The sequence below is a fragment of the Dokdonella sp. genome, assembly GCF_019634775.1.
Classification (GTDB): Bacteria; Pseudomonadota; Gammaproteobacteria; order Xanthomonadales; family Rhodanobacteraceae; genus Dokdonella.
Genome location: NZ_JAHCAS010000001.1, coordinates 843,966 through 870,490, shown reverse-complemented (window position 1 = coordinate 870,490; position 26,525 = coordinate 843,966). Strand labels below are relative to the sequence as shown.

Below are 26,525 nucleotides of genomic sequence, written 5' to 3'. Positions count from 1 at the left end.
GCGCGCACGTCGCGCGATCGTTTCCGTTGCCGGTGTCGGGGTTTTTCTTGGGCGGAATCCTGCTCGTCGAGCGTTCGACCACGCTCAACCATCTGTTGCAGCGCACGCTCGCCGCCGCGGCCATGCCTGTGCGCAACGAGTTGGGCGGCTATCTCGAGGCGCTCGGCCACCTGCGCCAGTTCGCCGAGCCACACTCAAGGCAACCCCCGTATGCAGCCGCAGTCGTCGGCGCGCCGGCGCGTGCCACGCGCGAGTTCATCGCTTTGCTCGAATACCTGCGCGACGCACCGGAGGCACCACCGACCGTGGTCGTCGCCCACGAGGAAACGCCCGAGATCCGCGCCTGGAGCGCCGATTCGCTGCGCGCGCGGTTCCTGCTGTGGTCGCAATTCAGCCGCCTGCCGGCCTGCGTCTACGAACTGGCTCCGGACGAAATCGACCGCCCCGGCGCGACCGGGGCGAGCGAGCGCAGCGACCGCTTGCGCGTGCTGTTCGTCGACGATTCGCAAAGTGTGCGCCTGGCCTATGCGCAATCGCTGGAGCGTGCCGGTTACCAGGTCGACGTTGCCGGCACGATCGCCGAGGGTGAGGCGCGCGCGGCCGAGAACCACCCCGACCTCGTCGTCGTCGACTATTTCCTGCCTGACGGCAGCGGCGACGAGCTGTGTCGCCGCCTGGCCGCGCTCGACGAACCGCCGGTGCTCGCCGTCATCACCGGCAGCTACCGCGAGGACATCATCAAGCGTTGTCTACAGGCGGGCGCCAGCGAGTGCATGTTCAAGAACGAGGCGCGCGAACTGTTCCTCGCCCGCGTCGCCACGCTCGCCCGCACGATCGAGATGCGCCGCTCGGTCGAGGCCGAACGCCAGCAGCTCGACGGCCTTCTCGGTTCGGTTGGCGACGGCGTGTTCGGCATTGATGTGGACGGTCGCGTGAGCTTCGTCAATCCGACCGGCCTGCGCCTGCTCGGCCATACCGACGAGAACGACCTGGTGGGCCTGCTCGCGCATGCCGCGATCTACCCGAACGAGTCGACGCGCGCGTCGCGCCTGGCCCGCGCTCACATCGAAGGCGAAGGCCCACGCCACTTCGAGACGATGTTCCGCCGTCGCGATGGCAGTGGCGTGCCGGTCGAATGTACGGTGCTGCCGTTGGCCGCACAGCGCCGGCGGCATGGCGCGATCATCGTCTTCCGCGACATCGCCGAGCGCCGTTCGGCCGAACGGCTGCGCTGGGAGCTCAACAACGATCCACTGACCGGCTTGCCGAACGCGCGCCACCTGCGCCAGCGCCTGATCCAGGAAGTCACGCGTTTGCGTGAGCGCGGCGGTTACTCGGCCCTGCTGCATATCGAGGTGGCAGCGGACGGGGACGCCGGGTCGCCGCGCGGCGACGAACGCTTGCGCGCGGTCGCGCAGACGCTGTCACGGCGTCTGCGTGAGGGCGATGTGCTGGCACGTGGCGATGGCGACGTGTTCCGGCTGGTGCTGAGTGGCGTGCAGGTCGACAACATCGATGTGCTCGCGCGCAGCTTCCGCGACCTGCTCGGAGGCCGCACCTATACGGTCGGTGAAACCGAGCACCCGATCCACGCGCAGGTCGGTGCGGTATTGCTCAGCCCGCGCACGGTCAGTGCCGACGAGGCGCTCGAGCAGGCCCAGGCCGCACTGGCACGGCCCAGCGAAACCGCGGCGGCGCCCGAGCCGGCATCGGCCTCGCCGTCCAGCGAGCGCTTGCGCATCGCCCTCGAGCAGGCACGCTTCGTCATCCTCGCCCAGCCGGTCGTGCCGCTGGCCGGCGAGCCCGGAGCGCAGGCGGGCTGGCATCCACTCGCCTCGTCCGAGCCGCGGCTGTATTCGGTGCGCCTGCGCATGGTCGGCAAGGACGGCCAGCTGATCCTGCCGCGCGCCTTCGTGCCGCTGGCCGAACGCGTCGGCATGATCCAGCGCATCGATCTGTGGGTCGTGCGTGGCCTGCTCGCCGCCCTGGCCAGCGAACGGGGTCGGGTCACGCCGGTCGGCCTGATGACGCGGCTGTCGCCGGGCACCGTCGCCGACCCCGACACGCTGGCCGCGATCGAGCAGGCCATCGTCGAGGCGGCGGTGCCAGCCAGCCAGCTCGTGTTCGAAATGGTCGACAGCGGCGAACTCGCCAACCTGCCCGCCGCACGCCGCTTCATCGCGCGCCTGCAGGCGATCGGTTGCCGCTTCGTGCTGCGTGGTTCGAGTTCCGGCCACGGTTCGCTGCCCTTCCTCAGCGCGCAACGTCTGCCTGGCGACTTCGTGCGCCTCGAACGCAGCCTCGTGCAGCGCATCACGAGCGATCCGCGCGAACGCCGTCGCGTCGCCTCGATCACCGATCTGGCGCAATCGCTCGACATGCGCGTGATCGCCGGCGCCGTCGACGACGCGGCCACCCTCGAAGCCCTCACCGAGGCCGGCGTCGATTTCGTCCAGGGCGACTATCTCGGCGAAGCGCGGTTGTTGAAGCGCGTGGATTTTGCAGCGCTGGTCGTCGACGCCTGATTCGACGCGCCGCGGGAAGACATTCCTGCAGGAGCCCCTTCGGGGGCGATACTTTCTGCTTTCACCCTCCATTCCAACATCGATCGCCCGTGAACGGGCTCCCATTACCGCAAGCAACCAGCCCCTTTGTCACCCATGACACCCGAACAATTCCACGCCCTCGCCGCCCAAGGCTGCAACCGCATCCCGGTAGTGCGCGAAGTGCTGTCCGATCTCGATACGCCGCTGTCGGTGTATCTCAAGCTCGCCGACGGACCGTATGCCTACCTGTTCGAATCGGTCGAGGGCGGCGAGCGCTGGGGACGGCACTCGATCATCGGCCTGCCGTGTCGGCGCGTGTACACGCTGCGCGGACATACCCTGAGCGTCGAGGAGCACGGGGAAGTCGTCGAGACACGCGAACTCGACGATCCGCTGGCCGCCATCGAGACGCTGCGCGCGCAATACCGCGTGCCGTTGCTGCCGGGCATGCCGGCGTTCTCGGGTGGACTGGTCGGCTACTTCGGTTTCGAGACGATCGGCTGGATCGAACCGCGCTTCGCCATGGACGACAAGCCCGACCAGCTCGGCACGCCCGACGCGGTGCTGATGCTGAGCGAGGAAGTCGCCGTGTTCGACAACCTCAAGGGCCGCCTGTATCTGATCGTGCATGCCGATCCGGCGCAGCCGCAGGCGTACGCGCGCGCGCAGCGGCGCCTCGACGAACTCGCCTTCCGCCTGCGCCACGCCGGCTCGAGCTATCCGGAGACGCTCGATCCGAAGCCACTCGACGAGGCCGACTTCGTTTCCGGCTTCACCCGCGAAGGTTTCGAGGATGCGGTGCGCCGTGCGCAGGAATACATCCGTGCCGGCGACATTTTCCAGGTCGTGCTTTCGCAACGCCTGAGCGTGCCGTTCCGCGCCCGACCGGTCGATGTCTACCGTGCCCTGCGGGCACTGAATCCGTCGCCCTACATGTATTTTCTCGACCTCGGCCGCACGCAGATCGTCGGCTCCTCGCCGGAGATCCTGGTACGCCAGCAGCAGGGCCGCGTCGTCCTGCGCCCGATCGCCGGCACGCGTCCGCGTGGCGCCACGCCGGAAGAGGATGCCGCGCTTGAAGCCGAGCTGCTCGCCGACCCGAAGGAACGCGCCGAGCACCTCATGTTGATCGATCTCGGCCGCAACGACGTCGGTCGTGTTGCCACCACCGGCAGCGTGAAGCTCAGCGAGCGCTTCGTCGTCGAGCGCTATTCGCATGTCATGCACATCGTCAGCCAGGTCGAAGGCGAACTGAAACCCGGCCTCGCCTACACCGACGTGTTGCGCGCGGCATTCCCGGCCGGCACGGTCAGTGGCGCGCCGAAGATCCGCGCGCTCGAAATCATCCGCGAGCTCGAGCCGGTCAAGCGCAACATCTACGCCGGCGCGATCGGCTACATCGGCTGGAACGGTGACGCCGACACCGCCATCGCGATCCGCACCGCGGTCATCCAGGACGGCCGCCTGCATGTCCAGGCCGGCGCCGGCATCGTCTTCGATTCCGACCCGGCTAAAGAGTGGGAGGAAACGATGAACAAGGGTCGCGCGCTGTTCCGCGCGGTGGCGCGCGCAGCCGCCGGCTTGTGAGCACCTCCGGGCGGGAAGGGACTGGGCCGGCATCGCTCGGCGAGTACTCAACCGTGTCGCCGGGCTGATGGATGCAGCCGCGGCAAACACCAGGCTTGATGACACCGCCAAAGCCCGCGGCGCGGCCTGCGCGGCCCATCCAGGCCGCCAGCCTGCACTTCGTCGCGCCCACTCCGGCGCGAACCTTGCGCATGTCATGACGCCATTGCGGGATTGATCAGAGCATCCTTAAACGCGGGGGCGGGTTCGTGCATCGAAGCGAGGCGAACCCACTGGGAGACATCCATGAACCACCGTACCGTGCTTTGCCTCGCGCTTGCGGCGCTGACCTGCACCGCGATTCCTGCACACGCGAAAGCCCGCCTCGGCTCCGATTGCGATCTGGGCAGCCGCCATTCGTTCCGCATCGATCCGGCACGCCTCGTCTTCATCGAGGCCGGCAGCCAGCGTGAGATCGTGCTGCTGCCCGGTGGCGACATCCAGGTGGATGGCCGGAACCTCGCGCTCGATCCGGCCGATCGTGCACGCGCCGACGCGCTCGAACGTGGCTTGCGCGAACTCGTGCCGGAAGTGAAGGGCGTTGCGATCGACGCCATCGGCATTGCCTTCGAGGCGGTCGGTCATGCCGCGAGCGCATTCGCGTCGAGCCCGGCCGAGGCGCGCAGGAGCGCCGATCGCGTTGCGCGTGTCGCCGCGGAGTTGCAGCACAGCATCGAGACGAAGCAGAGTTGGGATGCCACCACCGACGCCGAACTGGAACGTGCGGTCGAGCAGGCGGTCGGTAGCCTCGTCGGCGAAATGGTCGGCAACGTCACGACGATGGCGCTCAAGCTTGCCTTCAGTGGCGACGAAGCAGCGATTGCCGAACTCGAGGCGCGCGCCGATGCGATCGAGAAGACAGTCGAGGCCGCCGTCGAGCAACGCAGTGCCGAGATCGAACGCCGTGCCGCAGAGCTATGCTCACGACTGGACGCTCTCGATGGCGTCGAATCGGCCATCACCGCGCGCTTGCCGGACGGCTCGCCCCTCGATCTCGTGCGCCCAGCCCGCTGATTCCATCGGGCTATCGCGGCACGGCCATGCACATGATGCGGTCGATCTGCAGGTCGTCACCGAGCGGGAAACATTTGGTGCCGACGTCGATGAACCCGGTCCTGCGGTAGAACGCGATCGCGCGCGGGTTGTGCTCCCAGACGCCGAGCCAGACATGTTCGGCGTCATGCGAACGCGCCGTGGCAAACACGGCGGCCATCAGCTCCGCGGCCACGCCACGGCCGTGTGCGCTGCGGTCGACGTAGAAGCGTTTCAGCTCGATGGCCGAGCGCGTATCGACACCATCCGGAACCGCACTGCGCTGCATCTGCGCATAGGCGACGAGGGTTTCGCCCCGCGTGGCCAGCAGGATCGTCGTGTCCGCATCGGCGAGATCGCGTGCCTGGTGATCCTCACCGAACGCCTGCGCCAAATAAACGCGCATGTTCTCGGCGGTGTTGTACGCGGCGAAGGTTTCGACGAAGGTGCGTTCGGCGAATGCCGCCAGCGCCGCGGCATCGGCGGGCAGGCCACGGCGAATCACCAGGCTCATGGCCGTCGTCATCGGATGCGCCCGAGCCGGCCTGCGTCTTTCGCCGGGGCCGGCACGAGCCCCTGCGCCGGACCGTGCAGCAGCGAAGCGGCACCCGTACGCGCCATCGGCTGCCGGAATCCACGGACGCTGGCATGGGCGTTGACCGGCATGTCGTGTGTCGCGCGTGCACGGGTTTCCGCGTGGCGAAGGGGTCAGCGCAGGCTTTCCGTCACCTCGAACGCACACCCGGTCTTCGCGCGCACGTCATCGACGCTGACGCCTGGGTTGAGTTCCTTGAGGACGAGCCCGCCGCCTGGCTTGACGTCGAACACGCACAGGTCGGTGATGATCATGTCGACGCAGGCCTTGCCGGTGATCGGCAGGGCGCATTCGTCGAGGATCTTCGGCGAACCGTCCTTCGCGGTGTGCTCCATCAATACGACCACGCGCTTCACGCCGGCGACGAGATCCATGGCGCCGCCGGGGCCTTTGACCATCTTGCCGGGCACCATCCAGTTGGCCAGATCGCCGTTCCGGGAAACTTCCAGGCCACCGAGGATGGACAGGTCGATGTGGCCGCCGCGGATCATCGCGAACGAATCGGCACTCGAGAAGAAGCTCGAACCGGGAATCGTGGTGATGGTCTGCTTGCCGGCGTTGATGAGGTCGGGATCGACCGTGGCTTCGGTCGGGAAGGGGCCGATGCCGAGCAGGCCGTTCTCCGATTGCAGGGTCACGCTGACGCCATCGGGGATGAAGTTGGCGACCAGGGTGGGAATGCCGATGCCGAGGTTCACGCAGTAGCCGTCGCGCAGTTCCTGCGCGGCGCGGCGTGCCATGCCCTCGCGTACCGGGTTTTCCTTCGCTGAAGGCGTGCCACCGGAGAGCGTGCGGAACTCGATGCGCTTCTCGTAGCGCGGGCCTTGGATGATGCGGTCGACGTAGATGCCCGGCGTGTGGATCTGGTCGGGTTCGAGCGAGCCGGTTTCGACCAGTTCCTCGACTTCGGCGACGCAGACCTTGCCGCAGGTGGCGATCATCGGATTGAAGTTGCGCGCGGTCTTGCGGAACACGAGGTTGCCGAAGCGGTCCCCCTTCCACGCCTTGACGATCGACACCTCGGCCTTGATCGCCGGTTCGAGCACGTAGTCGACTCCGTCGAAGGTCTTCGTCTCCTTGCCCTCGGCGAGCTTGGTGCCGAACGCGGTGCGGGTGTAGAAGCCGGGGATGCCGGCGCCACCGGCGCGCAGGCGCTCGGCGAGCGTGCCCTGCGGTACCAGTTCCAGTTCGAGTTCGCCGGCCAGCACCTGGCGCTCGAACTCCTTGTTCTCGCCGACATAAGAGGCGATGACCTTCCGGACCTGGCGCGTCTTCAGCAGCGGACCCATGCCGAAGTCGTCGACGCCGGCGTTGTTGCCGACGATGGTCAGGCCTTTCACGCCCGATTCGAGCAGGGCCTGGATCAGGTTTTCGGGGATGCCGCACAGGCCGAAGCCACCGGCTGCGATCGTCATGTCGTCATGCAGCAGGCCGGACAGCGCCTCGGCGGCGGTGGCATAGACTTTTTTCACGTCGGATTCCTTGCGTTCGGGTCGATGCGCGCGGGCGCGGACGGTGTGGAGGCCGGGCAGGGTAGTACGGTCGCGAAGGGCGGTTCAATCTGCCCTTTCGGCCAATGGCGTGGTGAGTCAAAGGGACCCTGCTTGTCCGTGGGAGCCCGTTCACGGGCGATGCTTGCCGCCACGGACGCGGCGTCTGCGTCAATCGTCCGTGAACGGGTTCCGATTACACAGAGGTTGCTATCGTCGGGATTTGAGCCAGGCTGCGTACTCGTCGAGGTCGCCCTTGAACAGTTCGACGCGGCCGTTGGCGACGCGCCAGAAGGTTTCGCAGACCAAACCGATCAGATGCCGGTCATGCGAGACCAGCACGATCGCGCCACGGAACACGCTGAGCGCTTCGGCCAGCGCCTCGCGCATCTCGAGGTCGAGGTGGTTGGTCGGCTCGTCGAGCAGCAGCACATTCGGCTTGCGCCAGGCGATCAGGGCCAGTGCCAGGCGTGCGCGTTCGCCACCGGAGAATCCGTCCACGCTCTCGAAGGCACGGTTGCCGGCAAAGTTCCAGCGGCCGAGGAAGTCGCGGAAATCCTGCGTCGACACGCCCGGTGCAATGTCGCGCAGGTGGTCGATCGGCGACTGCCCGGCGTGCAGCGATTCCACCGTGTGCTGGGCGAAGTAACCGAGCTCCATGTCCGGATGCACACTGCGCGTGCCGGCGATCAGCGGCAGTTCGCCGACCAGGCTGCGCACCAGGGTCGACTTGCCGGCACCATTCGGGCCGAGCAGGCCGATGCGGTCGCCGGCTTCGAGGCCGAAGCCGACCTTGTCGAGGACGAGCTTGTCGCCATAGCCGGCTTGGCCGTGGTTGATGCGGATCAGCGAGGTCGGCAGCTTGAGCGGTTCGGCGAAGTCGATGCGGATCTGGCGCTCGGCGCGCACCGCCTCGGTACCGGCCAGCTTGGCCAGGCGCTTGACCCGGGACTGTGCCTGCTTGGCCTTCGCCGCCGAGGCCTTGAAGCGGTCGATGAACGATTGCAGATGGGCGCGCTCGGCCTGTTCCTTTTCGAAGGCGATCTGCTGTTGGCGCAGCTGCTCGGAACGCTGCCGCTCGAAGCTCGTGTAGTCGCCGGTGTAGAGCTTCGCCTTGCCATCATGCAGGTGCAGCATGTGGGTGCCGACGCCGTCGAGGAACTCGCGGTCGTGCGAGATCATCATCAGCATGCCCGGATACTTGAGCAACCACTGTTCGAGCCAGAGTACGGCGTCGAGGTCGAGATGGTTGGTCGGCTCGTCGAGCAACAGCAGGTCGCTCGGCATCATCAGCGCACGGGCGAGATTGAGGCGGCCGCGCCAGCCGCCGGAGAACTCGGCGACGGTGCGCTCATGCGTGTCCGACGGAAAGCCGAGGCCGTGCAGCAACTTGCCGGCACGAGCCGTGGCGTCATATCCGTTCAGTTCGGCGAGTTTCTGGTGGGCGACTGCGACCGCATCCCAGTCTTCCTCGGCCATCGCTTTCTGCTCGGCGACGAGCACGGCATGCACCTCGGTATCGCCGGCGACGACGAAGTCGATCGCGCGGTCGGGCAGCGCCGGTGTTTCCTGGGCGACGCTGGCAATGCGCAGTCGCTCGGAATACTCGATGTCGCCGCGGTCGGGTTCGAGCTGGTGCATGATCGCGGCGAACAGGCTCGACTTGCCGCAGCCGTTGCGGCCGATCACGCCGACGCGCCAGCCCGCATGCAGGGCGACGTCGACGTCGGACAGCAGCAGGCGTTCGCCACGCCGCAGGGCGAGGTTGCGGAACGAAATCATCGGGGTCTGTTGACACTTCCAGGCGGTCGCGACGCGGCCCTTGGCCTGCAGCGCAAGCTGCCGTGAGCGATGTGTATCCGGTTGATTGAGCCAGCGGCGCGGTCACGCCGAGGGCGCCCAGTGTAATCGATGCACTGCATCATCGGGGCGACGCGGCGCTGAGCGGTTGGCCCCCGCCGTTGCGGCGTGACACACTCGGCATCCCCGAAATCGCAACACGGCACATCCGGAGCAGCTCGATGGCCACCCACGAAGTCAAAGTCCCCGACATCGGCAACTACAGCGACATTCCGGTCATCGAACTGCTGGTGAAACCGGGCGATACGGTGAAGAAGGACCAGGGTCTGGTCACCCTGGAGTCGGACAAGGCGACCATGGAAGTGCCATCCTCGGTCGCCGGTGTGGTCAAGGAACTGAAGGTCAAGCTCGGTGACACGGTATCGGAAGGCGTGGTCGTCGCGATCGTCGATGCGGAAGGCGCATCCGCTGCACCAACTCCGGCACCCGCACCGGCGCCGGAAAAAGCGCCTGCAGCAGTGGCAGCCACGCCAGCCGCGCCGGCCAAGGCCGAAACCGAGAAACCCACGACACCTGTCGATGCGGGCGCGCCACGCACCCCACCGGTCGCCTTCGGTGCCGATACGGTCATGCCCGGCAAGCTGCCGCATGCGAGTCCGGCCGTGCGCCTGTTCGCGCGCGAACTCGGCGTCGACCTGAGCCAGGTCACCGGCAGCGAGCGCAAGGGTCGCATCACCCGGGCGGACGTGCAGAACTATGTCAAGGCCGCGCTCGCCGGCGCAGCCGCACCGCGCGTGGCCGGTGGCGGTGGCGCGGGTCTCAACCTGCTGCCGTGGCCGCAGGTCGATTTCGCCAAGTTCGGCGAGGTCGAAACGAAGCCGCTGTCGAAGATCAAGAAGATGTCCGGCGCGAACCTCGCGCGCAACTGGGTGATGATCCCGCATGTCACCCAGCATGATGACGCCGACATCACCGACCTCGAAGCGCTGCGCGTCGCCCTCAACCGGGAGAACGAGAAGGCCGGCATCAAGGTCACCATGCTCGCCTTCCTCATCAAGGCGGTGGTCGCCGCGCTGAAGAAGTACCCGGAGTTCAATGCCTCGCTCGATGCCTCGGGCGAGAACCTCGTGCTGAAGAAGTATTTCCACATCGGTTTCGCCGCCGATACGCCGAACGGCCTCGTCGTGCCGGTGCTGCGCGATGCCGACCGCAAGGGTGTGCTCGAGATCGCCGTCGAGACCGGCGAGCTGGCGAAGAAGGCGCGTGACGGCAAGCTCGGCCCGGCCGACATGTCCGGCGGCTGTTTCTCCATCTCCTCGCTCGGCGGCATCGGCGGCACCGCATTCACGCCGATCGTCAACGCGCCCGAAGTCGCCATCCTCGGCGTGTCGAAGTCGGCGACCAAACCCGTCTGGAATGGCGAGAAGTTCAAGCCACGCCTGATCCTGCCGTTGTCGCTGTCCTACGACCACCGCGTCATCGACGGCGCCTCGGCCGCGCGCTTCACCGCCTACCTCGGCCAGGTGCTGGCCGACATGCGGCGCGTGCTGCTCTGACCGCGCGCCAGCACTTCCAGAGAACATCCAGAGGAACATGCACCGTGGCCGCCATCGACATCAAGGTTCCCGACATCGGCAACTACCACGACATCCCGGTCATCGAACTGCTGGTGAAGCCAGGCGATACGGTGAAGAAGGACCAGGGCCTGGTCACCCTCGAATCGGACAAGGCGACGATGGAAGTGCCATCGACCGTGGCCGGCGTGGTCAAGGAGCTCAAGGTCAAGCTCGGCGATACGGTGTCCGAAGGCGTCGTTGTCGCGGTGGTCGAGGCGGAGACGGCGGGTACCGCGCCAGTGGCAGCCGCTCCCGTACCGGGCAAAGTCGAGGCAGCCCCCGCGCCTGCGCCCGTGGCCACGCCGGCACCGAAAGCCGCCGCCACGAGCGGTCGCACGCCGGACCTCGAATGCCAGGTGCTCGTGCTCGGTGCCGGACCAGGGGGTTACACCGCGGCGTTCCGCGCCGCCGACCTCGGCCAGGACACCGTGCTGGTCGAACGCTATCCCTCGCTCGGTGGCGTCTGCCTCAATGTCGGCTGCATCCCGTCGAAGGCGCTGCTGCACGCCGCCCGCGTGCTCGACGAAGCCGCGCATGTGAAGGACATCGGCATCACGTTCGGCGCGCCGAAGATCGACGTCGACGCGCTGCGCGCCTACAAGGACAAGGTCGTCGGCACCATGGTCAAGGGCCTCGCCGGCATGGCCAAGCAGCGCAAGGTGCGCGTGGTCGAAGGCATCGGCACGTTCGTTTCGCCGCATGAAGTCGAAGTCGCCACCGCCGAAGGCGCGAAGCTCGTGCGTTTCGAGAAGGCCATCATCGCCGCCGGCTCGCAGGCGGTGAAGCTGCCGGGCTTCCCGTGGGACGACCCGCGCATGATGGACTCGACCGACGCGCTGCTGCTCACCGACATTCCGCGGAAACTGCTCGTGGTCGGCGGCGGCATCATCGGCCTGGAGATGGCCTCGGTGTACGCCGCGCTCGGCAGCGAAGTCACCGTCGTCGAACTGATGGACCAACTCATGCCCGGCGCCGATCCGGACCTCGTGCGGCCGCTGCAGCAGCGTCTGGCCAAGCGCTACGCCGGCATCCACCTCAAGGTGAAGGTGGCCAGGATCGAAGCCGAGAAGAAAGGCCTCAAGGCGACGTTCGAAGGCGAGGGTGCGCCCGAACCGCAACTCTACGACCGCGTGCTCGTCGCCATCGGCCGCGCCCCGAACGGCGCGAAGATCGGTGCCGACAAGGCCGGTGTCAGCGTCAACGAGCGCGGCTTCATCGCGGTCGACCGGCAGATGCGCACCAACGTGCCGCACATCTTTGCCATCGGCGACCTCGTCGGCCAGCCGATGCTCGCGCACAAGGCCACCCACGAAGGCAAGGTCGCCGCCGAAGTCGCCGCCGGTGAGAAGAGCGAGTTCGTCGCCCGCGTGATTCCGTCGGTCGCCTACACCGATCCCGAGATCGCCTGGGTCGGCCTCACCGAAACCGAAGCGAAGAAGGCCGGCATCGCCTACGGCGTCGGCAAGTTCCCGCATGCCGCCTCCGGCCGCGCGGTCGGCATCGGCCGCACCGAAGGCTTCACCAAGCTGCTGTTCGATGAAGCCACCCACCGTGTCATCGGTGCCGGCATCGTCGCACCCAATGCCGGCGACTTGATCGCCGAGGTCGCGCTGGCCATCGAGATGGGTGCCGAAGCCGGCGACATCGGCCTCACCATCCACCCGCACCCGACCTTGAGCGAATCGGTCGGCATGGCCGCCGAAGTCTACGAAGGCACGGCGACGGATTTGTACATTCCGAAAAAGAAGTGAGCCTTCGCAGGCTGGGGGCCGCGCGGTGCGCATGCACGGAACGATCCGCAAGTGGAACGATGAGCGCGGATTCGGCTTCATCGAGCCGGCCGGCGGAGGCAATGACGTATTCCTGCACGTGTCGGCGTTTCCGCGTGGCATCCGGCCCGTGGTTGGCGACGCCGTCTCCTTCGACCTCGTGGTCGATGCTGACGGACGGCGGCGAGCCGCCGCCGTCCAGGTTCCCGATGCACGACGTGGTCGGTCGACGCGACGCCATGTGCGCAAGCCGCGGAAGGAAGGGGGATGGGTCCCGCTGGTCGCAGCCGTCGTGCTTGTTGCCATTGGCGTGGCGGCCTACCCGCATGTCCGCCCCTGGTTCGACGGCATCGTTTCTGGCCGCGAAATGACTTCAGGACGTGCATATTTCTCCAACGAGCCCGACCCGACCCATTCGCCGCGATTCCAATGCGACGGTCGTATCCACTGCTCGCAAATGCATTCCTGTGCCGAAGCGAAATTCTTTCTCGCCAACTGTCCGGGAACGAAGATGGACGGGGACCACGATGGCGTGCCCTGCGAGCAGCAGCATTGCAGCTGGTGACCTGAGCACCAACTCGGCGGTGGATGTTGCCGGCGCATCGGCGCGACGCCGCAATCATGGCTACGGGAGGTGCACATGAGCGCCGCGATGTCCCCGGTTCACCTCATCGATTGCACCCACGCCGACCATGCCGCGGCGATCCTCGACATCCTCAACGAAGCGATCGTCCATTCGACCGCGCTGTACGACTATCGGCCGCGCGAGCTGGAATCGATGGATGGCTGGTTCGCGGCCAAACGCACGGCCGGGCATCCGGTGATCGGTGTGGTCGACGACGACGGCAGCCTGCTCGGATTCGCCAGCTACGGCCGCTTCCGCGAGCGCGAGGCCTACAAGTACTCGGTCGAGCATTCCCTGTACGTGCAGCGCGACCACCGCGGGCGCGGTGTCGGCGCGCTGTTGATGCAGGCGCTCATCGAGGCTGCTCGGGCGCGCGGCGTGCACGTCCTGGTCGGCGGCATCGATGTCGCCAATGCCGCCAGCATCGCCCTGCACGAGCGCTTCGGCTTCGTCCACGCCGGAACGATTCGCGAAGCAGCCTTCAAGTTCGGCCGCTGGCTCGACCTCGGTTTCTGGCAGCTCGTGCTCGACACGCCGACCGTGCCGACGGACGGCTGAGGGGCGCGTGCACTCCGGCAGGTTGGCGCTGTTGTTCACGCGGATCGCGGGACGGAACTCGGGTTCGCCGTCGGCCACGTCCCGCATTGCTACGGCCCTGACAGGTTCGAGGATGCTCAACGCCCGATCGATGCACCGATCTCGTTCTGCACGTGGATGTCTTCGACGCGGTCGGCTTGCGTCACCGCGAGAACACGGTTGCCGCGGATGAAATCGCGGATCTCGACCGGCCCGTCATCGGGATTCAAAAGGTTGGGGCCGTCCCGTGCGGGGGCAGCCCGGCGTTGCGCCGGCTCGAGCGACGGCCAGGCTGCCTTCGTCGTCGCGCCTTGATCTGCGCCCGCACAGGACGGTGACGCCGTTGTGGGATGGATCAGAACATCCCTAGTTCAGTTTCCGTTCTGCGATGAACGCACGGATCTGCTGTTCGAGCACCGGCAGTGGCACCGAACCCTGGGCCAGCACGGCGTCGTGGAAGGCGCGGATGTCGAACTTCGCGCCGAGTTCGCGTTCGGCCTCGGCACGCAGTTCGACGATCTTGATTTCGCCGAGCTTGTACGAAAGCGCCTGGCCTGGCCAGGAGATGTAACGGTCGACTTCGGTGGTGACCTCGTGTTCGCTGAGCGCGGTGCGCTCACGCAGGTAGGCGAGCGCCATCTCGCGCGACCAGCCCTTGTGATGCACGCCGGTGTCGATGACGAGGCGACAGGCTCGCCACATCTCGTAGGTAAGACGACCGAACTCCTCGTAGGGCGTCTGGTAGATGCCCATTTCCAGGCCGAGCTTCTCGGTATAGAGGCCCCAGCCCTCGCCGTAGGCAGAGATGTAGCCGTGGCGACGGAACGCCGGCTGGGCACTTTGCTCCTCGGCCAGTGAGAGCTGGAACGAATGCCCGGGCGCCGATTCGTGCAAGGTCAGCGCGGGCAGGTTGTAGAGCGGGCGCGAGGGCAGGTCGTAGGTGTTCAGCCAGTATGTGCTTGCGCCGCCGCGACCGGCGGTCCAGAACGGCGCGATGTCGGCGGGTACGGGTTCGATCGAGAAGCGTCCGCGCGGCAGCAGGCCGAAGTAGCGCGCCAGCTTGCCGTCGACGCGCTTGGCGATCCACGCCGCGCGCATCAACAGTTCCTCCGGGGTCTTGGCGTAGAACTGCGGATCGCTGCGCAGGAAGGCGAGGAACTCGGCGAAGCTGCCTTCGAACCCGGCTTTCTTCATCGTTTCGAGCATTTCCGCGCGGATGCGCGCGACCTGCTCCAGACCGATTGCGTGGATCTGCTCGGCGCTCAGGTCGAGCGTGGTGAACTCGCGGATCTGCTGCCGATAGTAGGCCTTGCCGTTCGGCATCGCCTCGGCAGCGAGGGTCTTGCGCGCCTTCTTCATGTATTCGTCGCGGAAGAACGTGAGCAGGGTCCGATAGGCCGGAATCACCTGCTCGCCGATCGCGGCAGCAGCGTCGGCCTGCAAACGTTCACGATCCTCGGCATCCACGGTTGTCGGCAGGGTCGTCAGTGGCTTGAAGAACTCGCTCGCGCGCGGGTCCTCAAGGTCGGCCACCATGGCGATCGACACGTCACGACCCGCGAGCACGGCGCGCGGCACGCTGAAGCCACGCTTGAGGCCGGCGCGCATGTTGGCGATCTGTTCGTCGAAGTAGCGCGGCACGTCCTTCAGGCGCGCGATGTAGGCGTCCGCATCCTCGACCGTCCTGAGCGGTCGGCGCGTCATGAAGCCGAGCCCCGACCAGAATGAGGAGTCCGCGTTGAATGGCATCTCGTAGCCGCCGAAGCGAACGTCGGCAGCAAGGTTGTGGATCTGCTCGCGGTAGATCGCGAAATTGATCTGTTCGGGCGCCGACAGCTCGGCGCGTGGCAGCGCATCGAGCTCGCGCAACACCTCATCCCATTTCTTCAGGCGCGCACGCTGGGTCGCCGCGTCGACGCTCGGCAAGCGGTCGCCGCGCGTGGCCACGCCATCCTCGTCGTCCAGGCCAGGGAACTGGGTGCGCCGCCAAGCCCATTCGCTTTCATGGATCGCACTGAATCGTTCATCGGCGGTCGGCGCGTCTGCGGCACGCACCGGCGCGGCGGAGAGCAGGGCGACGGCGAGAGGCAGTACGGCGAAAGAGGCTTTCATCGGCTTTCCCCGGGACAGGTCAGGCGCCCATCATCGCACCGACCCTGCCTTGCGCGCAGTGTCGGGAGTGGCGCATCGCCCGGCTGCCCGGCTTCCGCTGCTCAACTGGCGCCCCTTCGCACAACCCGGGACAATGCGTGTCCACCCTCCTCCCGGATGTCCCGCCGATGCCGCGCACCCGACCGATTTCGCTGACCCGTTTCCTGCTCGAACAGCAGCGCGACAAGGGGCGCATCGACGCCGACCTGCGTCTGCTCATCGAAGTCGTCGCACGCGCCTGCAAGCAGATCTCGATCGCCACCGCCAAGGGCGCGCTCGGTGGAGTGCTCGGCGAGGCCGGCACCGGCAACGTGCAGGGCGAGGCACAGAAGAAGCTCGACGTGTTGTCCAACGAGATCCTGTTGGAAGCGAACGAATGGGGTGGTCATCTCGCCGCACTCGCCTCCGAGGAGATGGATCATCCGCATCCGATTCCACACCGTTATCCCAAGGGCGAATACCTGCTCGTGTTCGACCCGCTCGACGGCTCCTCGAACATCGACGTCAACATCTCGGTCGGCACGATCTTCTCGGTGCTGCGCTGCCCGACCGATGCGGTCGATCCAGACGAGCAGGCATTCCTGCAGGCCGGCACGCGCCAGGTCGCCGCCGGCTACGCGATTTACGGATCGAGCACGGTGTTCGTGCTGACGGTAGGTGACGGCGTGCATGCGTTCACGCTCGATCGCGAGCAGGGCAGCTTCCTGCTCACCCGGTCGGACATGCGCATCCCCGAGGACACCGGCGAGTTCGCCATCAACATGTCCAACCACCGCCACTGGGAAGCGCCGATGCGTCGTTACATCGACGAGCTGCTGGCCGGCAAGGACGGTCCGCGCGGTCGCGACTTCAACATGCGCTGGGTCGCCTCGATGGTCGCCGATGTGCACCGCATCCTCACCCGCGGCGGCATCTTCATCTATCCGCGCGACAGGAAGGATCCGTCCAAGCCCGGCAAGCTGCGCCTGCTCTACGAGGCCAATCCGATGGCGATGATCGTCGAACAGGCCGGTGGCATGGCCACCGACGGGCGCCTGCGCATCCTCGACATCCAGCCGGAGAAGCTGCACGAGCGCGTCGCCGTGTTCCTCGGCTCGCGCAACGAGGTCGAGCGCGCCACCCGCTATCACCGCGAGGCAGCCGAGTGAGCACGACCAGCGACGACTTCATCGAGGTCTGCGAGGGCGCTCTCGACGCGCACACCTGCCGCGCCCTGATCGAGCGTTTCGAGCGGAGCGGCAAGGCCGTGCGCGGACGCACCGGTGGAGGCGTCGATACGCGCCTCAAGGACAGCTGGGACATCTGCATCGATGATTACCCGGAATGGCGCGATGCGGTGAATCGCCTCAACACCGTGATGATGGCTGCGCTCATGCGCTACGTGCGGCGCTACCCGTACACCGCACTGGCGCCGTTGTCGCTGCGCATGCCGGATGCGCAGACCGGCGAGCTGGTCATGCTCGACCACGACGGCATCCGCGCCCTGCCCGACCCGCTGTTGCAGGCGCTGATGGTGAAGGTGTTCCGTCCCGGCACGATCAACCTGCAGAAGTACATCGCCAACCAGGGTGGCTATCCCTACTGGCATTGCGAGCTGTATCCGAAGATCGGCGATACCTACGGCGAGACCCTGCACCGGGTGGTGCTGTGGTCGCTTTATCTCAACGATGGCTTCGCCGAGGGCGAGACCGAGTTCTTCCACCAGCAGCGCAAGATCGTGCCGCGGACCGGATCGCTGCTGATCGCCCCGGCCGGCTATACGCACACGCATCGCGGCAACATGCCGAAGGGCGGCGACAAGTACATCGCCACCTCGTGGGTGCTGTTCCAGCGTCCGGAAGTGCTGTTCGGCCAGCCGACGCAGGGCTGAGCAGGGCTTCTCCCGGGGCCTGCGCGGGTTCTCCCACGAAAGTCGGGATTGAAGATTCGCCCGAACTGGCGCGATGCTTCCCACCATTTTCGTTTCCCCTCCCGCAGGGAGTATCCCGATGGCCAGATCCCGACGTGTCCTCGTCACCGGCGCCGGCAGCGGGCTCGGGCGCGCGCTGGCCTTCCGGTACGCCGAAGCAGGCTGGCGCGTGGCCTGTGCCGACATCCGCCTGGAGCGCGCGCGCGAGACGGTGGAACTCATCACCGGCTTCGGCATCGGCGCGATGGCGATGCGGGTCGATGTCGGCGACGATGCCTCGTTCGAGGCACTGCGCGATGAGGTGCTCGCGGCCTGGGACGGTGTCGACCTCGTCATCAACAATGCCGGCGTTGCCTCGGGCGGCCCCTTGCTCACGGCGTCGATGGACGAATGGCGCTGGATGCTGAACATCAACCTGCTCGGCGTGGTGCGCGGCTGCCGCCTGTTCGGGCCGATCCTCGCCGAACAGGCCGAGGGCCACATCCTCAACATCGCCTCGTTCGCCGGCCTTGCCGGGCCACCGGGAATGGCCGCCTACGCGACCGCCAAGGCCGGGGTGATCGCCTTGTCCGAGGGTCTGCGTGCCGACCTCGACGGCAGCGGCGTCGGCGTGTCGGTGGCCTGCCCTTCGTTCTTCCAGACCAACCTGCTGGAGAGTTTCCGCTCGGCTGATCCGACTTCGCTGAAAGCTGCCACCCAGCTGATGCGCGACGCAAAGGAAAGCGCGGCGATGATCGCCGAGGCGATCTACCGCGGTGTCGAGCGCGGAGAGTTCCTGATCCTGCCGACTGCGAGCGTGCGCAACGCCTGGCGGCTCAAGCGCTGGTTTCCGCAACGCTACTTCCGTGAATTGATGCGCAAGGTGCGCGCGCGCGGGAAATCGACGTGAGCCGCCTGATGATCTACGGCGCCAACGGCTATACCGGGCGCCTGATCACCGCGGCCGCGGCCGCGCGCGGTCTCAGGCCGATTCTCGCCGGCCGCGACCGCGATGCCCTCGACGCGCTGGCCGGCCCGCTTGGTCTGACCCGGCGCGTGTTCGCGCTCGATGACGCGGCGACGATCGCGCGCCAGTTCGATGGCGTCGAGGTATTGCTCAATTGCGCCGGTCCGTTCTCGCGCACTTGCGCACCACTGCTCGACGCCTGTCTCGAACACAAGGTGCACTACCTCGACATCACCGGCGAGATCGACGTATTCGCGCACTGTCATCGCGCGCACAACCGCGGCGTGCACGAAGGCGTACTGATATTCCCCGGCACCGGCTTCGACGTCGTGCCGACCGATTGCGTGGCGGCCCTGCTCAAGCAGCGCTTGCCCGATGCCGACCACCTCGTGCTCGGCTTCGAGGCCGCCGGTGGTCCGAGTCCCGGTACCGCCAGAACCAGCGTCGAAGGTCTCGCTCGTGGTGGCCGCGCGCGCATCGGCGGCGAACTGGTCGAAGTGCCGCTGGCGTGGAAGTCGCGCACCTTCACGCGCGAGGACGGCAGCGTGCGCACGGCGATGACGATACCGTGGGGTGATGTCTACACCGCGCATGTCTCGACCGGCATCGGCGACATCGAAACCTACATGGCCTTGCCGGCAAAGACGATCGCGCGCATGCGCTGGTTGCGCCCCCTCAAGCCGCTGTTCGGCCTCGGCCCCGTGCAGCGCTGGCTGAAGGCACGGGCTGGCGCAACGCCGGGCCCGGATGCGGCGCGGCGTGCGCGCAGCGGCTGCACGGTATGGGGTGAGGTGCGCAATGCGCGCGGCGCCGAGGAGAAACTGGCCATCGTCACGCCGAACGGTTACGACCTCACGGTCAGCGCGAGCCTCGGCATCGTCGAGCGCGTGCTCAGGGCCAAGCCGGCCGGCGGTTTCGCCACGCCATCGCTGTTCATGGGGGCCGAATACGTGCTCGGTCTTCCCGGCGTGCGCCGGATCAACTGATGTTGGCGTGGCTTGCACATCCGGGCGCCGGTCCCCATCTGTTGCCACCACTCCGCGCGCGCCCGACAGGATGGAACGAGTGATGTCGAAGAAACCCGAATACATCCCGGCACGGCGCGGCGAACCGAGCAGCACCGAGGAACTGTCGGCGCGCATCGCGCGCAACATCATCGACCTGATCGGCCGCGTGCCGACCACCGACGAAGGTCCGGCCGGCGACGCTGGCGCGCGCGCGCGCGCGATCGCCAAGGCGGCCGGCAACAAGGCTGCGCTGACCGCCGGTACCCTCGCCTTGCCACCGGGGCCGCTCGGCTGGCTGACCATCGTTCCGGAACTGGTGGCGATCTGGCGCATCCAGGCGCAAATGGTCGCCGACATTTCCGGCGTGTATGGAGTCAACGCGAAACTTTCGCGTGAACAGATGATGTATTGCCTGTTCCGCCACGCTGCCGCGCAGGCCGTGCGTGATCTGGTCGTGCGCGTCGGCGGTCGCCTGATCGCCCAGGACGTGCCGCTGCGCGCATTCGAGCGCATCGCGCATGCGGTCGGCCTGCGTGTGACCCGGCGCCTGATCGGTGGTGGCGTGGCGCGCTGGCTGCCGGTGGTCGGTGCGGTCGGAGTCGGTGCCTATGCCTGGTATGACACGCGCCAGGTCGCGCGTACCGCGATCCGCCTGTTCGCCGGCAGCCGCTCGACCTCGGTCGATGCGGTGCTTGCGGCGATGGAGGCGGAGGGACAGGAATAGGGAGTGGCGAAGCTCGAAACCCCCTGCTTCTGACCATTCTCCATTTCCAATTCGCCAATTCCGGCCGTTTCAAGCCTTCCGTCACGTCTTCCGGGCGTGGCGCGTGATCGAATGGGCCCTGTTCCTGCCGGAGCACGGAGGGCGACATGCGGCACGCAATGCTGGGTTTGCTGTTGTTCGCCGGTGCCAGCGCACAGGCGGCCTCGTTCTACATCGACCCGATTGCCGGCAGCGACGTCACCGGCGACGGCAGCGCGGCGAATCCATGGCGTTCGCTTGCCCACGTCTTCGACGCCGGCCTGATCCAGACACGCAACTGGCCGAGCTATCCATACACGCCCGGCATGACCCCGGTCACGATCAATCCGGGTGCGCCGGTGCGAGCCGGCGACACGATCTGGTTGCGCAACGGCTTCCATGGCGATCTCAGCATCCAACACGCCTACAACACGGCGCCGGTCACGATTGCCGCGCAGCCCGGCCATGCGCCGCAGGTGCGCACCCTGCTGGTGCGCTCGGCGCAGCACTGGATCATCCGCGACCTCACGATCAGCCCGTCGTTCGGCGGCAACAACGAACAGACGACGATCGTCGAGGCGCTCAACCACAATTGGTTCGGCCCGACCTGGGATGTCGAGCTGGCCAATCTCGACATCCATTCGATCGCCGACGCCTCGGCCTGGGGCCCTGCGCAATGGGTCGACCTGGCCTCGAGCGGTGTCGAGATCGGCGGTGATCGCGTCAGCCTCACGGACAGCCGCATCCGCAACGTGCGCTTCGGCATCGCCGTCACCGGCCGGCATGCGGTCGTGCGGCGCAACCTCATCGATGGTTTCTCCGCCGACGGCATCCGCGGCATCGGCGACCATGGCCTCTATGAATACAACCGCGTGCAGAACAACCTGATCGACGACGACTTCGACGACAACCACGACGACGGCTTCCAGAGCTGGTCGATCGGCCCGGGAGGCCCCGGGCACGGCGAGGTGGTCGGCGTGGTCCTGCGCGGCAATGTGTTCATCAACGCGACCAACCCGGCCAACCCGCTGCGCAGCGCGATGCAGGGCATCGGCTGCTTCGACGGCTTCTTCACCGACTGGATCGTGGAGAACAACATCGTCGTCACCGACCACTGGCACGGCATCAGCTTCTACGGCATGCGCAACTCGCGCGTCATCAACAACACGGTCATCGATCTCGCCGGCGGCACGCCGGGGCCGCCGTGGATCCTCGTGCGCGCGCACAAGGATGGTCGGCCGAGCGAGAACGTGGTCGTGCGCAACAATCTCGCCGCCGACATCGACACCACCGGCATCAACCTCGTGGTCGACCACAACCTCGAGTTCAGCAACGCCGCCGCCCACTTCGTCGCTCCGCCGTTCGACCTGCACCTGCGTGCCGGCTCGAGCGCGATCGACAGCGGCAGCGCGACCCTGGCCCCGCCATACGACGTCGATGGCGTGCCGCGTCCGCAGGGTGCCGGCTTCGACCTCGGCGCCCACGAATACCGTCCCGATCGCATCTTCATGCACGGATTCGAGACGCCATAGTGGCGGTCCGCATCCGCGTCGCGGCGTGCGGCGTGTGATGTCCCGGCCATCGCCCGGTTTTGCCTGGACGTCCCGCTCGATCGGGAATTGCAAGTGCCCGGACACAAAATGTTCGGTTGACTGCGGCCTGCCGACACAATAGGTTGTGGTGGTCGGTACCGGCCCGGACTCCTTCCGCGGCTGGTTGAAAAGGGAATCCGGTGTGATTCCGGAGCTGCCCCGCAGCGGTAGGCGGAAACGAACCCCGTTCCAGGCACTGAGGCGCGAGCCTTGGGAAGCGTCGGGGGGAGGTGGGTCGAACGACCCGTATCCGCGAGCCCGAAGACCTGCCGACACGCCCGGCCACGGCCATCGTTCGCAGCGCGTGAGACGCCTGCCATCGACGGTCGCAACCGGGCGCAGGTGGCCGCTTCCGCGGGGAGGCGCGTCGCTGGACGGAGCGCAGGCGCCCGTCCCGTGGCGTCGTCGTTTTCGCACAGCGGTACCGAACAGCCCTGCGCGCGGGAGCAGGTCTTCGGTCCGGTCATGGGAGAACCGCCACATGCAACCACTCGACACCCGCGCCGCTGGCGCGCCCGACCTCGATCCGCGCAACGTTCCTGAATCGATGAACAGACCTCCAGCCGCGCGTGCCGCCACCGACACGCCCTCCGTCGTCTGCGCGCCCGGTACGGCTGATTTCAGCCTGACCGCGCCGCACAGCCCGGCACAGATGCGCGTGACCAAACGCAACGGTTCCAGCGAAGCGGTCGACCTCAACAAGATCGTGCGCGCCGTCACGCGCAGTGCCGAAGGACTGCACGATGTCGATCCCATGCGCGTGGCCCTGAAAACCATCGGTGGCATCTACGATGGCGCGACCACGCGCGAGCTGGATGAACTGTCGATCCGCACCGCCGCCGCGCTGACTGCCGAGGAGCCGGAATACGGTTTCCTCGCCGCCCGCCTGCTGTCCTCGTACATCGACAAGGAAGTGCAGGGCCAGGAAATCCAGTCGTTCTCGCAGGCGATCGCGCGCGGTGCCGAGGTTGGCCTGGTCAACGCGCGCCTGCGCGACTTCGTCGCCCTCAACGCACGCAAGCTCAACGACGCGATCGACCCGCTTGCCACGCGCCGTTTCGAGTACTTCGGCCTGCGTACGGTCTACGACCGCTACCTGCTGCGCCACCCCGAACTGCGCAAGGTCGTCGAGACACCACAGTATTTCTTCATGCGCATCGCCTGTGCGCTCGGCGGCGGCTCGCTCGCCGAGACGCTGGAACTGTATCGCCTGTTGTCCTCGCTCGAATACATCGCCAGCTCGCCGACCCTGTTCAACGCCGGCACCGCGCACGAGCAGCTTTCGTCCTGTTTCCTGCTCGACTCGCCGCAGGATTCGCTGGAAAGCATCTACGACAAGTACGCCGACGTGGCCAAGCTGAGCAAGTTCGCCGGCGGCATCGGCCTGTCCTATTCGCGCGTGCGTTCGCGCGGCTCGCTGATCCGTGGCACCAACGGCCACTCCAACGGCCTGGTGCCTTGGCTGAAGACGCTCGACGCCTCGGTCGCCGCGGTCAACCAGGGCGGCAAGCGCAAGGGCGCGGCCTGCGTCTACGTCGAGACCTGGCATGCCGACATCGAGGAGTTCCTCGAACTGCGCGACAACACCGGAGACGAGGCGCGGCGCACGCACAACCTCAACCTCGCCAACTGGATCCCCGACGAGTTCATGCGCCGCGTCGAGGCCGACGCCGACTGGTCGCTGTTCGACCCGAAGGCCGTGCCGCACTTCGTCGACACCTTCGGCGCCGCCTTCGACGCCGCCTACCGGCAGGCCGAGGCCGACGGCCTCGCGGTGAAGACGATCAAGGCGCGCGAACTCTATTCGCGCATGCTGCGCACGCTCGCCCAGACCGGCAACGGCTGGATGACGTTCAAGGACCGCAGCAACGCGACCTCCAACCAGACCGCTCGCCCCGGCAACGTCATTCACTTGTCGAACCTGTGCACCGAGATCCTCGAGGTGACCTCGGACAGCGAGACCGCGGTGTGCAACCTCGGCTCGATCAACCTCGCCCGCCACGTCGTCGATGGCGCGTTCGACTTCGACAAGCTCGCCGCCACGGTCGCCACAGCGGTGCGCCAGCTCGACCGCGTGATCGACCTCAACTTCTACCCGATCGACACCGCCGCCACGGCAAACCGCAAGTGGCGCCCGGTCGGTCTTGGCGTGATGGGCCTGCAGGACGTGTTCTTCCAGCTGCGCCTGCCGTTCGACGCTCCCGAGGCGCAGGCACTGTCCGCGCGCATCGCCGAGGAGATCTACTTCCATGCGCTGACCCAGAGCTGCGACCTCGCCGACCAGTTCGGCGCGCACCCGGGTTTCCACGAGTCGCGTGCGGCCAACGGCGAACTGCAGTTCGACTACTGGCCGAACGCGCGGCCAACCATCGCCAAGGAACGCTGGGACCAGCTGCGCGAACGCATCCGCAGCGGCGGCCTGCGCAATTCGCTGCTGATCGCGATCGCTCCGACCGCGACGATCGCCTCGATCGCCGGCTGCTACGAATGCATCGAGCCGCAGGTGTCGAACCTGTTCAAGCGCGAGACGCTGTCGGGCGACTTCCTCGTCGTCAACCGCTACCTCGTCGAGGAACTGAAGACACTCGGCCTGTGGACCGAGGCGGTCCGCGACCAGATCAAGCTCGCCGAAGGCTCGATCCAGGGCATCGCCGCGATCCCCGAACGCCTGCGCGCGATCTACCGCACGGTGTGGGAACTGCCGCAGAAGGTGCTGATCGATCACGCCGCCGCACGCGGTGCCTGGATCGACCAGAGCCAGTCGCTCAACCTGTTCCAGGAAAACCCGGCGATCGGCCGGCTATCGTCGATGTACATGTATGCCTGGAAGGCCGGCCTGAAGACGACCTACTACCTGCGCTCGCGCCCGGCCACGAAGATCGCCAAGGCTACCGTCGGCGCCGGCGCCACCGCCACGCTGCCGCCCGCGCCGGGTGCCCCGAGCGCGGAGGACGCGACCAAGGCGGTGTTCTGCTCGCTCGAGAACCCGGAGTACTGCGAGGCGTGCCAGTAGGCGGCGTGCGTTTCGATGTCGCTTCGCCCATGCCATGTTGCGCACGTCGGCGTGAAGCCCTCAACCTGATCGTTGCGGTGCTGCCGGACACGGGCGGGCAGGTTCTTGACCGAGATACAACGCTGCATGGCGCCGACTCGCCAGGATGTACACGCAAGGCTGCCGGTCCCGCATGCGCCTGCTCCCCGATCACGTTCCATCGCGACTTCCAGCATACGCCCTGATTCCGCAACACGGCGCACGGCGCCGTGACCGCCACGAACCCCAGCGAGCAATCCATGTCAGCCCAGCCCCCGACCACCCGCCACCACCTGCTCGATCCCGGTTTCGAGCTGACCCTGCGGCCGATGCGCTACCCGGCGTTCTACGAGATGTACCGCAGCGCGATCCGCAATACCTGGACGGTCGACGAAGTCGACTTCGCGCCGGACATCAACGATCTCAAGGCGAAGATGTCGCCGGCCGACCGCCATCTCATCCATCGTCTGGTTGCGTTCTTCGCCACCGGCGATTCGATCGTGGCAAACAACCTCGTGCTGAACCTGTACAAGCACATCAATGCGCCCGAAGCGCGCATGTACCTGTCGCGCCAGTTGTACGAAGAGGCGCTGCATGTGCAGTTCTATCTGACCCTGCTCGATACCTACCTGCCCGATCCCGAAGAGCGCAACCGTGCCTTCGCCGCAGTCGAGAACATTCCGTCGATCCAGCGCAAGGCCGCGTTCTGCTTCAAGTGGATCGATTCGATCCAGGGCCTCGATCGCATCGAGACGCGCGAGCAGCGCCGCCAGTTCCTGTTGAACCTGATCTGCTTCGCCGCCTGCATCGAGGGCCTGTTCTTCTTCGCCGCGTTCGCCTACGTCTACTTCCTGCGTTCGCGCGGTCTGCTGCACGGGCTGGCCTCGGGCACGAACTGGGTGTTCCGCGACGAAAGCTGCCACATGGCCTTCGCCTTCGAGGTGATCCGCACGGTGCGCGCCGAGGAACCCGAGCTGTTCGACGCGGCCATGCAGCGCGAGGTGGTCGAGATGCTCGACGAGGCGATTGCATGCGAGATGCAGTTTGCCGAGGACGTGCTGTCCGGTGGCGTCGCGGGCATCTCCGCGCGCGAGATGCGTCAGTACCTCGAATACTGCGCCGACCAGCGCTTCGGCCAGCTCGGCATGCCAAAACACTATGGTGCGAAGAACCCGTTCGCCTTCATGGACCTGCAGGACGTGCAGGAAGTGACCAACTTCTTCGAGCGTCGCGTTTCGGCCTACCAGGTCGGTGTGCAAGGTGAAGTCGCCTTCGATGAAAGCTTCTGAAGCACCGGCGTGACCGACCCAGACCATCCCTTGCCGCGGTTCAGCCACCCGCGCAGTTCTGACAGAATGTCGGACACCAGGGGCAACGGGGCAGCGCAATGGGCAGACGACGTCCATTCATGCGGGGATGGTTGGTGTTTGCCGGCACGTGACTGATCGGCGCGGTCACATGCGTCGACGCGC

General features: G+C 66.8%; 19 protein-coding genes, 1 pseudogene and 1 riboswitch. Of the genes and pseudogenes, 15 read left to right on the top strand and 5 right to left on the bottom strand.

Features of this window, described 5'->3' with window-relative positions; translation table 11 throughout:
* Window positions 1-47: 47 nt before the first annotated feature.
* The 3 genes from KF907_RS03675 to KF907_RS03665 all read left to right on the top strand — a co-directional run bounded on the left by KF907_RS03675 (window position 48) and on the right by KF907_RS03665 (window position 5,186).
* On the top strand, window positions 48-2,525 hold the full coding sequence (locus tag KF907_RS03675) for an EAL domain-containing protein (protein ID WP_291218305.1): 2,478 nt from the start codon (window positions 48-50) through the stop codon (window positions 2,523-2,525).
* Window positions 2,526-2,660: 135 nt separating this feature from the next.
* Window positions 2,661-4,133: an anthranilate synthase component I gene (gene trpE / locus KF907_RS03670; RefSeq protein WP_291218303.1), complete on the top strand. Its 1,473-nt coding sequence runs from the start codon at window positions 2,661-2,663 to the stop codon at window positions 4,131-4,133.
* A 285-nt stretch (window positions 4,134-4,418) separates the two neighbouring features.
* Window positions 4,419-5,186 (top strand): DUF2884 family protein, encoded by a 768-nt coding sequence (locus KF907_RS03665; RefSeq protein WP_291218301.1) that lies wholly within the window; start codon window positions 4,419-4,421, stop codon window positions 5,184-5,186.
* A 10-nt stretch (window positions 5,187-5,196) separates the two neighbouring features.
* On the opposite strand, the gene KF907_RS03660 is transcribed toward KF907_RS03665, so the two are convergent.
* The 3 genes and pseudogenes from KF907_RS03660 to KF907_RS03650 form a co-directional block, all read right to left on the bottom strand.
* Window positions 5,197-5,718, bottom strand: a complete 522-nt coding sequence (locus tag KF907_RS03660) for a GNAT family N-acetyltransferase (protein WP_291218300.1) — start codon at window positions 5,716-5,718, stop codon at window positions 5,197-5,199.
* Between the two features lie 194 nt (window positions 5,719-5,912).
* The gene (locus KF907_RS03655; RefSeq protein WP_291218297.1) at window positions 5,913-7,271 is read right to left on the bottom strand and encodes a 3-oxoacid CoA-transferase; all 1,359 of its coding nucleotides are present in this window, start codon (window positions 7,269-7,271) and stop codon (window positions 5,913-5,915) included.
* Window positions 7,272-7,505: 234 nt separating this feature from the next.
* A pseudogene (locus KF907_RS03650) lies at window positions 7,506-9,071 on the bottom strand (ABC-F family ATP-binding cassette domain-containing protein); the annotation flags it as partial.
* Between the two features lie 239 nt (window positions 9,072-9,310).
* On the opposite strand from KF907_RS03650, the gene aceF reads away from it, so the two are divergent.
* The 4 genes from aceF (at window position 9,311) to KF907_RS03630 (ending at window position 13,657) form a co-directional block, all read left to right on the top strand.
* Entirely contained in the window at window positions 9,311-10,645 is a 1,335-nt protein-coding gene (gene aceF / locus KF907_RS03645) for a dihydrolipoyllysine-residue acetyltransferase (RefSeq protein WP_291218293.1), read from the top strand.
* 44 nt (window positions 10,646-10,689) lie between these two features.
* Complete coding sequence (gene lpdA / locus KF907_RS03640) at window positions 10,690-12,456, top strand: dihydrolipoyl dehydrogenase (RefSeq protein WP_291218291.1); 1,767 nt, start codon at window positions 10,690-10,692, stop codon at window positions 12,454-12,456.
* Between the two features lie 31 nt (window positions 12,457-12,487).
* Window positions 12,488-13,039 (top strand): cold shock domain-containing protein, encoded by a 552-nt coding sequence (locus KF907_RS03635; RefSeq protein ID WP_291218289.1) that lies wholly within the window; start codon window positions 12,488-12,490, stop codon window positions 13,037-13,039.
* A 75-nt stretch (window positions 13,040-13,114) separates the two neighbouring features.
* Entirely contained in the window at window positions 13,115-13,657 is a 543-nt protein-coding gene (locus KF907_RS03630) for a GNAT family N-acetyltransferase (RefSeq protein ID WP_291218287.1), read from the top strand.
* 116 nt (window positions 13,658-13,773) lie between these two features.
* On the opposite strand, the gene KF907_RS03625 is transcribed toward KF907_RS03630, so the two are convergent.
* Both KF907_RS03625 and KF907_RS03620 read right to left on the bottom strand, forming a co-directional pair.
* Window positions 13,774-13,905 carry a hypothetical protein gene (locus KF907_RS03625; RefSeq protein ID WP_291218285.1) on the bottom strand — a complete coding sequence of 44 codons (132 nt, stop codon included), beginning with the start codon at window positions 13,903-13,905 and terminating at the stop codon, window positions 13,774-13,776.
* Between the two features lie 136 nt (window positions 13,906-14,041).
* Window positions 14,042-15,787, bottom strand: a complete 1,746-nt coding sequence (locus KF907_RS03620) for a DUF885 domain-containing protein (RefSeq protein WP_291218283.1) — start codon at window positions 15,785-15,787, stop codon at window positions 14,042-14,044.
* 167 nt (window positions 15,788-15,954) lie between these two features.
* Between KF907_RS03620 and KF907_RS03615 the strand changes: the two genes are divergently transcribed.
* The 8 genes from KF907_RS03615 to KF907_RS03580 all read left to right on the top strand — a co-directional run bounded on the left by KF907_RS03615 (window position 15,955) and on the right by KF907_RS03580 (window position 26,342).
* On the top strand, window positions 15,955-16,974 hold the full coding sequence (locus tag KF907_RS03615) for a class 1 fructose-bisphosphatase (protein ID WP_291218280.1): 1,020 nt from the start codon (window positions 15,955-15,957) through the stop codon (window positions 16,972-16,974).
* Window positions 16,971-17,696, top strand: a complete 726-nt coding sequence (locus KF907_RS03610) for a 2OG-Fe(II) oxygenase (protein WP_291218278.1) — start codon at window positions 16,971-16,973, stop codon at window positions 17,694-17,696. Before KF907_RS03615 ends, KF907_RS03610 begins: the two co-directional genes overlap by 4 nt.
* Before the next feature lie 118 nt (window positions 17,697-17,814).
* Window positions 17,815-18,624: an SDR family oxidoreductase gene (locus KF907_RS03605; protein WP_291218276.1), complete on the top strand. Its 810-nt coding sequence runs from the start codon at window positions 17,815-17,817 to the stop codon at window positions 18,622-18,624.
* Entirely contained in the window at window positions 18,621-19,667 is a 1,047-nt protein-coding gene (locus KF907_RS03600) for a saccharopine dehydrogenase family protein (protein WP_291218274.1), read from the top strand. Before KF907_RS03605 ends, KF907_RS03600 begins: the two co-directional genes overlap by 4 nt.
* A gap of 82 nt (window positions 19,668-19,749) precedes the next feature.
* Entirely contained in the window at window positions 19,750-20,412 is a 663-nt protein-coding gene (locus KF907_RS03595) for a hypothetical protein (protein WP_291218272.1), read from the top strand.
* 146 nt (window positions 20,413-20,558) lie between these two features.
* Window positions 20,559-21,962 carry a choice-of-anchor Q domain-containing protein gene (locus tag KF907_RS03590; RefSeq protein WP_291218270.1) on the top strand — a complete coding sequence of 468 codons (1,404 nt, stop codon included), beginning with the start codon at window positions 20,559-20,561 and terminating at the stop codon, window positions 21,960-21,962.
* A 136-nt stretch (window positions 21,963-22,098) separates the two neighbouring features.
* Window positions 22,099-22,310: riboswitch (cobalamin riboswitch) on the top strand.
* Between the two features lie 259 nt (window positions 22,311-22,569).
* On the top strand, window positions 22,570-25,035 hold the full coding sequence (locus tag KF907_RS03585) for a ribonucleoside-diphosphate reductase subunit alpha (RefSeq protein ID WP_472843851.1): 2,466 nt from the start codon (window positions 22,570-22,572) through the stop codon (window positions 25,033-25,035).
* A 278-nt stretch (window positions 25,036-25,313) separates the two neighbouring features.
* Window positions 25,314-26,342, top strand: a complete 1,029-nt coding sequence (locus tag KF907_RS03580; protein ID WP_291218266.1) for a ribonucleotide-diphosphate reductase subunit beta — start codon at window positions 25,314-25,316, stop codon at window positions 26,340-26,342.
* Window positions 26,343-26,525: the final 183 nt, after the last annotated feature.

Excerpts from the sequence above, each read along its gene's own strand:
- trpE (WP_291218303.1), top strand. The coding sequence starts at position 2,661 with ATGACACCCGAACAATTCCACGCCCTCGCCGCCCAAGGCTGCAACCGC.
- KF907_RS03665 (WP_291218301.1), top strand. The coding sequence starts at position 4,419 with ATGAACCACCGTACCGTGCTTTGCCTCGCGCTTGCGGCGCTGACCTGC.
- KF907_RS03660 (WP_291218300.1), bottom strand. The coding sequence starts at position 5,718 with ATGAGCCTGGTGATTCGCCGTGGCCTGCCCGCCGATGCCGCGGCGCTG.
- aceF (WP_291218293.1), top strand. The coding sequence starts at position 9,311 with ATGGCCACCCACGAAGTCAAAGTCCCCGACATCGGCAACTACAGCGAC.
- KF907_RS03635 (WP_291218289.1), top strand. The coding sequence starts at position 12,488 with ATGCACGGAACGATCCGCAAGTGGAACGATGAGCGCGGATTCGGCTTC.
- KF907_RS03630 (WP_291218287.1), top strand. The coding sequence starts at position 13,115 with ATGAGCGCCGCGATGTCCCCGGTTCACCTCATCGATTGCACCCACGCC.
- KF907_RS03620 (WP_291218283.1), bottom strand. The coding sequence starts at position 15,787 with ATGAAAGCCTCTTTCGCCGTACTGCCTCTCGCCGTCGCCCTGCTCTCC.
- KF907_RS03615 (WP_291218280.1), top strand. The coding sequence starts at position 15,955 with ATGCCGCGCACCCGACCGATTTCGCTGACCCGTTTCCTGCTCGAACAG.
- KF907_RS03605 (WP_291218276.1), top strand. The coding sequence starts at position 17,815 with ATGGCCAGATCCCGACGTGTCCTCGTCACCGGCGCCGGCAGCGGGCTC.
- KF907_RS03595 (WP_291218272.1), top strand. The coding sequence starts at position 19,750 with ATGTCGAAGAAACCCGAATACATCCCGGCACGGCGCGGCGAACCGAGC.
- KF907_RS03590 (WP_291218270.1), top strand. The coding sequence starts at position 20,559 with ATGCGGCACGCAATGCTGGGTTTGCTGTTGTTCGCCGGTGCCAGCGCA.
- KF907_RS03585 (WP_472843851.1), top strand. The coding sequence starts at position 22,570 with ATGAACAGACCTCCAGCCGCGCGTGCCGCCACCGACACGCCCTCCGTC.
- KF907_RS03580 (WP_291218266.1), top strand. The coding sequence starts at position 25,314 with ATGTCAGCCCAGCCCCCGACCACCCGCCACCACCTGCTCGATCCCGGT.